This window comes from Neisseria sp. HMSC31F04 (genome assembly GCF_001807735.1).
GTDB lineage: Bacteria > Pseudomonadota > Gammaproteobacteria > Burkholderiales > Neisseriaceae > Neisseria > Neisseria elongata.
Genome location: NZ_KV790786.1, coordinates 100,372 through 106,972 on the forward strand (window position 1 = coordinate 100,372; position 6,601 = coordinate 106,972).

At 51.7% G+C, this 6,601-nt stretch carries 8 protein-coding genes; 4 read left to right on the plus strand and 4 right to left on the minus strand.

The window, feature by feature from the left end; genetic code table 11:
- Positions 1–7: 7 nt before the first annotated feature.
- Both rpoZ and HMPREF3107_RS03565 read left to right on the plus strand, forming a co-directional pair.
- Positions 8–214: a DNA-directed RNA polymerase subunit omega gene (gene rpoZ / locus HMPREF3107_RS03560; RefSeq protein ID WP_070453546.1), complete on the plus strand. Its 207-nt coding sequence runs from the start codon at positions 8–10 to the stop codon at positions 212–214.
- Between the two features lie 21 nt (positions 215–235).
- On the plus strand, positions 236–2,392 hold the full coding sequence (locus tag HMPREF3107_RS03565; protein WP_070453548.1) for a RelA/SpoT family protein: 2,157 nt from the start codon (positions 236–238) through the stop codon (positions 2,390–2,392).
- 86 nt (positions 2,393–2,478) lie between these two features.
- On the opposite strand, the gene HMPREF3107_RS03570 is transcribed toward HMPREF3107_RS03565, so the two are convergent.
- From HMPREF3107_RS03570 to HMPREF3107_RS03580, 3 genes are all read right to left on the minus strand, one after another.
- Positions 2,479–2,805, minus strand: coding sequence for a rhodanese-like domain-containing protein (locus tag HMPREF3107_RS03570; protein ID WP_070453551.1), 327 nt, complete (start codon positions 2,803–2,805; stop codon positions 2,479–2,481).
- 108 nt (positions 2,806–2,913) lie between these two features.
- A complete protein-coding gene (locus HMPREF3107_RS03575; RefSeq protein ID WP_070453554.1) occupies positions 2,914–3,570 on the minus strand; it encodes a protein-L-isoaspartate O-methyltransferase family protein in 657 nt (218 codons plus the stop codon).
- A 138-nt stretch (positions 3,571–3,708) separates the two neighbouring features.
- On the minus strand, positions 3,709–4,248 hold the full coding sequence (locus HMPREF3107_RS03580) for an NUDIX hydrolase (protein WP_070453557.1): 540 nt from the start codon (positions 4,246–4,248) through the stop codon (positions 3,709–3,711).
- 141 nt (positions 4,249–4,389) lie between these two features.
- On the opposite strand from HMPREF3107_RS03580, the gene HMPREF3107_RS12300 reads away from it, so the two are divergent.
- The gene (locus HMPREF3107_RS12300; RefSeq protein WP_210391384.1) at positions 4,390–4,851 is read left to right on the plus strand and encodes a hypothetical protein; all 462 of its coding nucleotides are present in this window, start codon (positions 4,390–4,392) and stop codon (positions 4,849–4,851) included.
- A gap of 382 nt (positions 4,852–5,233) precedes the next feature.
- Here HMPREF3107_RS12300 and HMPREF3107_RS03590 read toward each other — a convergent pair whose 3' ends face one another.
- Positions 5,234–5,707 (minus strand): FKBP-type peptidyl-prolyl cis-trans isomerase, encoded by a 474-nt coding sequence (locus tag HMPREF3107_RS03590; RefSeq protein ID WP_003773678.1) that lies wholly within the window; start codon positions 5,705–5,707, stop codon positions 5,234–5,236.
- 497 nt (positions 5,708–6,204) lie between these two features.
- Here HMPREF3107_RS03590 and HMPREF3107_RS12525 point away from each other — a divergent pair, with 497 nt between their 5' ends.
- The gene (locus HMPREF3107_RS12525) at positions 6,205–6,453 is read left to right on the plus strand and encodes a hypothetical protein (RefSeq protein WP_083284608.1); all 249 of its coding nucleotides are present in this window, start codon (positions 6,205–6,207) and stop codon (positions 6,451–6,453) included.
- Positions 6,454–6,601: the final 148 nt, after the last annotated feature.

Consider the following 6,601-nt stretch of genomic DNA (forward strand, 5'->3'; position numbering starts at 1 on the left):
GCAAAACATGGCACGTATTACAGTAGAAGACTGTTCCGACAAAATCCCCAATCATTTCGACCTGACTCTTGCTGCCGCACGTCGTGCACGTCAACTGGAAAACGGCACTACGCCGCTGGTGGAAGATGTGCGTAACGACAAACCCACCGTTACCGCCCTGCGCGAAATCGCCGCCGGCCAAATTACGGCCGACATCCTGAACCGCAGCAAATAACATCAAACAGGCCGTCTGAAAATGTCTGCGCCTCAAGCCGCCGCCCCTTATGACCCGCTGACTGCCGAAGCGCGCAGCCTGCTGTTCAAAACCGCCTCCTACCTTTCCCAGGAAGACAAGCAGCGTTTGGAAAAAGCGTGCGCCTATGCCTTCCGTGCGCACGACGGGCAAACGCGTAAAAGCGGCGAGCCGTACATCACGCACCCGATTGCCGTGGCGACGGAATTGGCCAAGTGGCGCATGGACCTCCAAACCCTGAGTGCGGGGCTGATGCACGATGTTTTGGAAGACACCGGTACGACCAAAGAGGAAATGGCGGCGGAATTCGGCGAAACCGTTGCCGATATGGTGGACGGCTTGTCCAAGTTGGAAAAACTGAAGTATGACAATCAAACCGAACATCAGGCGGAAAGTTTCCGCAAACTGATTTTGGCGATGACCAAAGACATGCGCGTCATAATCGTCAAACTGTCCGACCGCCTGCACAATATGCGCACGCTGGGTTCGATGCGGCTGGAAAAACGCCGCCGCATCTCCCAGGAAACGCTGGAAATTTATGCCCCGATTGCAAACCGTATCGGTTTGAACCCCGTTTATCGGGAATTGCAGGATTTGGCTTTTCAAAATATCCATCCCGCCCGCTACCGCACACTGCAAAAAGCCATGAACAATTTCCGCCGCAACAGGCGCGACGTGGTGGGCAAGGTGTTGGCCGCTTTCAGCCAACGCCTCGTCGGTGCCAATATCGAAGCGCAAATCAAAGGGCGGGAAAAAAACCTCTACAGCATCCATCAGAAAATGCGCAACAAACACCTGCGCTTTGACGAAGTGATGGATATTTACGGCTTCCGCGTGATTACCAACAGCATCCCAGCCTGCTATGCCGCATTGGGTGCGTTGCACAATCTATACCAGCCCAAACCGGGAAAATTCAAAGACTATATCGCCATTCCGAAAAGCAACGGCTATCAAAGCCTGCATACCACGCTGACCGGCCCGCACGGCCTGCCGATAGAAGTCCAGATACGCACGCGCGAGATGAATGCAGTGGCGGAAAGCGGCGTGGCCAGCCATTGGGCATATAAATCCGGCGATGACAAACTCGATCAGGCAACGCTCAATACCAACAAATGGCTGCAAAACATTCTTGATTTGCAGGCACGCTCGGCAAATGCGATTGAGTTCCTGGAACACGTCAAAGTCGATCTCTTCCCCAGCGAAGTGTACATTTTTACCCCCAAAGGCAGGATATTGGTATTGCCCGAAGGCGCGACCCCCGTTGATTTTGCCTATGCGGTGCATACCGACATCGGCAACAGCACCGTGGCCGCCCGGGTCAATAACAGCCCGGTTCCGCTTCGCACTCCGCTGAAAACCGGCGATACGGTGGAAATCATTACCTCCGAACAGGCACGGCCGAATGTCGCCTGGCTGAGTTTTGCCGTATCCAGCCGCGCACGCAGCGCGATTCGAAGCTACATCAAAAACATGAACCGGCACGATGCGGTGGAATTGGGTGAGAGCCTGCTGCAAAAAGCCCTGTCAAGCCTGTTGCCGCGCGATGTTTTACTGTCTGAAGAACTGAAAGAAGCCTATCTGAATGATTTGACTGAAAAGCAGACCAGTTTTGAAGATGTGTTGTACAACGTCGGTATGGGGCATACCCTGCCTGTATCCGTGGCGATGCATATTGCTGAATTGGCCGGGCAGCATTTGGGCGGCGAGGTCAAACTCAGCCCGATAAAAATCAACGGTAACGAGACCGGCCGTGTCCACCTCGGCCCCTGCTGTAACCCTATTCCGGGCGATGCCATCCGTGCGGTATTGATTAAGGATCAAGGCATCATCATCCACCGCGATACTTGTCCCAACCTCCTGAAAAGCGATTCCGACCAGCAACTGGATGCAGATTGGGAGGCCATAGGCGGGCGCAATTATCACACCAATTTGCTGGTTGCTTCGCAAGACGGCCACGGACTGCTGGCGGCAATGGCGCAAGCCATGTCGGAGCAGGGGGCGGATATCGAGGCAGTGGATACGCCTTCCCAAAGCCAATCGGGCACGGAAGGGTTCATCGAATTCAAGTTCCGAATCAAAACCAAAGATTTGAAACAGTTAAACAGCATTATCCACGCCTTGCACAGCATTCCGAATGTCCGGCGCGTTACCCGCGTTTGAATGTTTAAAGCAAATATTTGAAGTAAATGAAGGCCGTCTAAAAAATAGTTTCAGACGGCCTTTGTTTATCCGAAAAGGGCAGCCGGTCAATAGCGGGGCATGGCAGGATCGATTTCGCGCGCCCACGCGTCGATGCCGCCTTTCAGGTTTGCCGTTTGCTCAAAGCCTGCATCGGCCAGATAGAGGGCGCAATATTGGCTGCGGATGCCGTGGTGGCAATAGACGACGATTTCTTTGCCGTCCGGCAATTCGTTTTGGCGCATGGACAGTTCGTTCATCGGAATCAGAATGCTGTTCGGCAGGCGGCAGAAGGCGGCTTCTTCCGGTTCGCGTACGTCCAGCAGCAGGATATCGGAGGATGCGGAGAGTTTGTCTTGCAGTTGTTGCGGGGTCAGTTGCGGGATGTCGTACATAATCGGATTTCGGTTTGTGTGAATGCGGTTTGCCGTTTTCAGACGGCCTTTGAGTAGAAACGGCCGGGTGGAAATGCCCGGCCGCAAGCTGCATCATGGAAGTATGGTTTAAAAATCGAATCCGCCGAAAGGAGCGGCTTTTTTGCCGTTCAAGTTGGGAATCAGGGTGTCGAACAGTGTTTTTTCGCTGAAACTGTCGCCGTTCCGGGTAATCAGGCGGGCGCGCTGAACGGGATGACTGCCGGTAACGGCAATCAGGCGGCCGCCGTCGCGCAATTGTTGTTTCAGGATTTCGGGGATGTCGTCCACCGCGCCGCCGACGTATACGGCATCAAACGGGGCGGCGGCATTTTGCGTCATCAGGCCGTCGTTGGTTTGGAAAACGATGTTGTCGTAGCCCAATCCGTCCAGTACGGCTTTCGCGCGCGCTTGTTGTTCGGGGTCGATGTCGACGGTAACCACTTCCGCCGCCAGTTTGGATAAGACGGCAGAGGCATAGCCCGAACCGGTGCCGATTTCCAGCACTTTGTCGGTCTTTTTCAAGGCCAGCCCCTGAATCATGCGGGCGACGATTTTAGGCTCCAGCATGGAGCCGCCGTTGGGCAGGGGTAGCGCAATATCGGCGTAGGCATAGTTTTTCTGTTCCTCGCCGACAAAGGCTTCGCGCGGGATGGCTTCCAGTGCGTCGAGAAGGTCGAATTCCAACACGTCCCACGGACGGATTTGTTGCTCGACCATATTGAAACGTGCTTTTGCAAAGTCCATTTTGTGCTCCGTTGTTTTGCTTCGGTGTGGCAGACGGCGGGATTATAAAGGTTTTAGTGTGGCTTTGACAGTTGGCGGATGATGCCGGTTGTCGGTGGAGGCCGTCTGAAAGGCGGGGTAGGGCGGTTGGTGGCTTTTTCAGACGGCCTCTGCCAGTAGCCAGTGCTGCAGGCCGATTAAGGTTTTTGCATCTTGGATTTCGTTGTTTCTGACGGCGGCCAGTACTTCTTGGCGGTCCAGCAGCACGGTTTCGACGAATTCGTCTTGGTCGGGATGCAGTTTGCTGCTTTTGCTGATATTGATGGCGCGGTAGAGATACATTTTTTCGTCGCAGAATCCCGGCGCGGTGTAGAAGGTGGCGGCCAATTCCACTTTTTCAGCTGCATAAGGCGTTTCTTCCGCCAGCTCGCGCAGGGCGCAGGCGGCAGGGTCTTCGCCTGCGTCGAGTTTGCCGGCCGGCAGTTCGAGCAGGGCTTGGCCGGTGGCGTAACGCCATTGGCGGACAAAGACGATTTTGTTGTCAGGGGTTTCGGCTAAAACGCAGGCCGCCCCGGGATGGCGGATGACGATGCGTTTGCTGTCATTGCCGTTGGGCAGGCGGACGGTGTCGCAGGCGATGGTGACAAATGTGCCGTTAAAAATGGGTTCGCTGCCGATTTGGGTTTCGGTTAAGTCCATGATGCTTTCCTTGATGGTGTTCTGGCCGTCTGAAAAGGCGGCGGCTGTGATTATAGCGTTTTCAGACGGCCTTGAGGTTTGATTTGCTGTACAGACTGATGGAAATTAGAATATGATGATTTTGGTTTGACAAGAAATAATATGAAAACGAAGGGTGTGATGTTGTCTATGCTGCTTTGCGCCGTTTGCACGGCATGGGCGGGCAATGACCGGGATGCGGAGAAAATCCGTTTGGTGGAAAAGATTTATCGGGAACAAGGTTTTATGAAATATGCCTCTCCTGAGTTTAAACGGATTGTCCGCAAGGGGGAGAAGATTGCCTATCGGGACGAGCCGATGGAATGCGAGTTGTTCGAGCATTATCAATTGGGCTTCAGTAACGGCGACAGCGAAGTGCCGTGGGTGCAGAAATTGAAGATTTCCGTGCGTCCGAACGGCATGGTGCACGCGCATTATTTGGTTGAGGGAAAACGCCGGGTCGATAATGATTTCAAGATTTCCTGCAATGGCGGAAAGTGTATGGTTGATGATGTGCTGTATGGGAAGTCCAGCTATCGCAAGGCTTACGAATATATCGTGAAATTTGGAAAATGCCCTGAATAGGGAATGGATAAACGCATAAAAACCGCAAGCCGAATTTGATGCGATTGATACCGTTCAGGATTGTTTAAGCAGGATTTTTTGAAACCGGCTGTTTGGCGGGCCTGCCGCTTGCCCAAGGTTGGATAGAAGAAAGCGGGAAAGCACAATTATAGTGGATTAAATTTAAATCAGGACAAGGCGACGAAGCTGCAGACAGTACAAATAGTACGGCAAGGCGAGGCAACGCCGTACTGATTTAAATTTAATCCACTATATGTGTACGGTGAAGTCCGGTTCGGTAGGAAAAAAGCCTAAAAAGATGGGAAAACCGGACTAGTTAAGATAAAAGGCCGCCTGAAAATCGATTTTCAGACAGCCTTAATAATGATTTGGGACAGGCTGATCAGTGATGATGGCCGTGCGGGCCGTGAACATGGCCGTGTTCGATTTCTTCTGCGGTTGCCGGGCGGATGCTTTCTATTTTGGCTTTAAAGCGGATTTTCATGCCGGCCAAAGGGTGGTTGCCGTTTACCACGACTTTGCCTTCCGCCACATCTTCTACGCGGAACACCACCACGTCGCCGTCAGGCATATCGGCTTCAAACATCATGCCGGGTTTGACTTCTGTTGGGAAAGCGTCGGCAGATTCGATACGGATGAGGTCGGAGTCATGTTCGCCGAAAGCATCGTTGGGCTGCAATACGACATCCACTTCGTCGCCAATGTTTTTTTCGTGCAACGCTTCTTCCACCAGAGGGAAAATACCGTCGTAACCGCCGTGCAGATACACAATCGGCTGCTCTGTTTTGTCGATAAGCTGGTCGTTGGCATCAAACATTTCGTAATGCAGGCCGACGACGGTGTCTTTTTTAATCATGGATGTCTTTCGGAACAGGTTGTTAAAGATTGCATTGTAGCATAGTACCCGTATGTGCTTTGTTATTTGCTGTCGGGTTTAGGGGAGTGCAGTCACCCCTCTGCTATTTGAAGATTATTGTTGCGTTTTTGCTACGTATAAACCGATATTTTGATAAATAGATATTTTATGCGAATGTCTAACCAGGGTATCAACAAATGATGATTAACACAGTGATGGAAATGAAAAAATATAGCTAGGGTGGTGTCGGATACCAATGTTTTGTATATGCTTATTGCATGTATTTTGTTGCAAAAACGGGAGATTGTACTTTGTATATGCTTACTATTGTGTGATGCAGGTCAAAAGTATGATTGATTTTGCAGGAGCGGATGTGCATAATTGCGGATGTTCAGCATGAATCTGCAAAATTTCCATCCGTCCAAAGCGGAGCTGGATGGTGTATTTTTGCTGATATTTTATTGGTTTATATATTATTTTTAAGTTAGGTGTTTAACATGAAAAAATCTCTTTTGGCTGCTGCCTTGATGTCTTTGTTTTTAACTGCTTGTGGCGATAAGCCCGCTAACACTGCCGCAGCTGCTGCTAGCGCTGCATCTGCTGCCGCTACTGAAGCTGCATCTGCTGCTACCGAAGCTGCATCTGCTGCTACCGAAGCTGCTGCTTCTGCCAGCGAAGCTGTTGCTTCTGCTGCTGAGGCTGCTGCATCTGCTGCTGATGCCGCTGCATCTGCTGCCAGCAAATAATTTTGTAAAGCATCATGCTTAAAAAGGAGCGCTTCGGCGTTCCTTTTTGTTTTGAGCATTGTCGGTTTGGTGTGGTTCAGAATGGTTGAAATCACCCTATCCGTCCCGATGCGGCGACAGGCCGTCTGAAAACCTTTTTCAGACGGCC

Bases quoted from the DNA above. Each gene is read 5' to 3' on its own strand.
- HMPREF3107_RS03590 (WP_003773678.1), bottom strand. From the start codon at position 5,707: ATGATTAAAAAAGACACCGTCGTCGGCCTGCATTACGAAATGTTTGAT.
- HMPREF3107_RS03565 (WP_070453548.1), top strand. From the start codon at position 236: ATGTCTGCGCCTCAAGCCGCCGCCCCTTATGACCCGCTGACTGCCGAA.
- HMPREF3107_RS03575 (WP_070453554.1), bottom strand. From the start codon at position 3,570: ATGGACTTTGCAAAAGCACGTTTCAATATGGTCGAGCAACAAATCCGT.
- HMPREF3107_RS03570 (WP_070453551.1), bottom strand. From the start codon at position 2,805: ATGTACGACATCCCGCAACTGACCCCGCAACAACTGCAAGACAAACTC.
- rpoZ (WP_070453546.1), top strand. From the start codon at position 8: ATGGCACGTATTACAGTAGAAGACTGTTCCGACAAAATCCCCAATCAT.
- HMPREF3107_RS03580 (WP_070453557.1), bottom strand. From the start codon at position 4,248: ATGGACTTAACCGAAACCCAAATCGGCAGCGAACCCATTTTTAACGGC.
- HMPREF3107_RS12525 (WP_083284608.1), top strand. From the start codon at position 6,205: ATGAAAAAATCTCTTTTGGCTGCTGCCTTGATGTCTTTGTTTTTAACT.
- HMPREF3107_RS12300 (WP_210391384.1), top strand. From the start codon at position 4,390: ATGAAAACGAAGGGTGTGATGTTGTCTATGCTGCTTTGCGCCGTTTGC.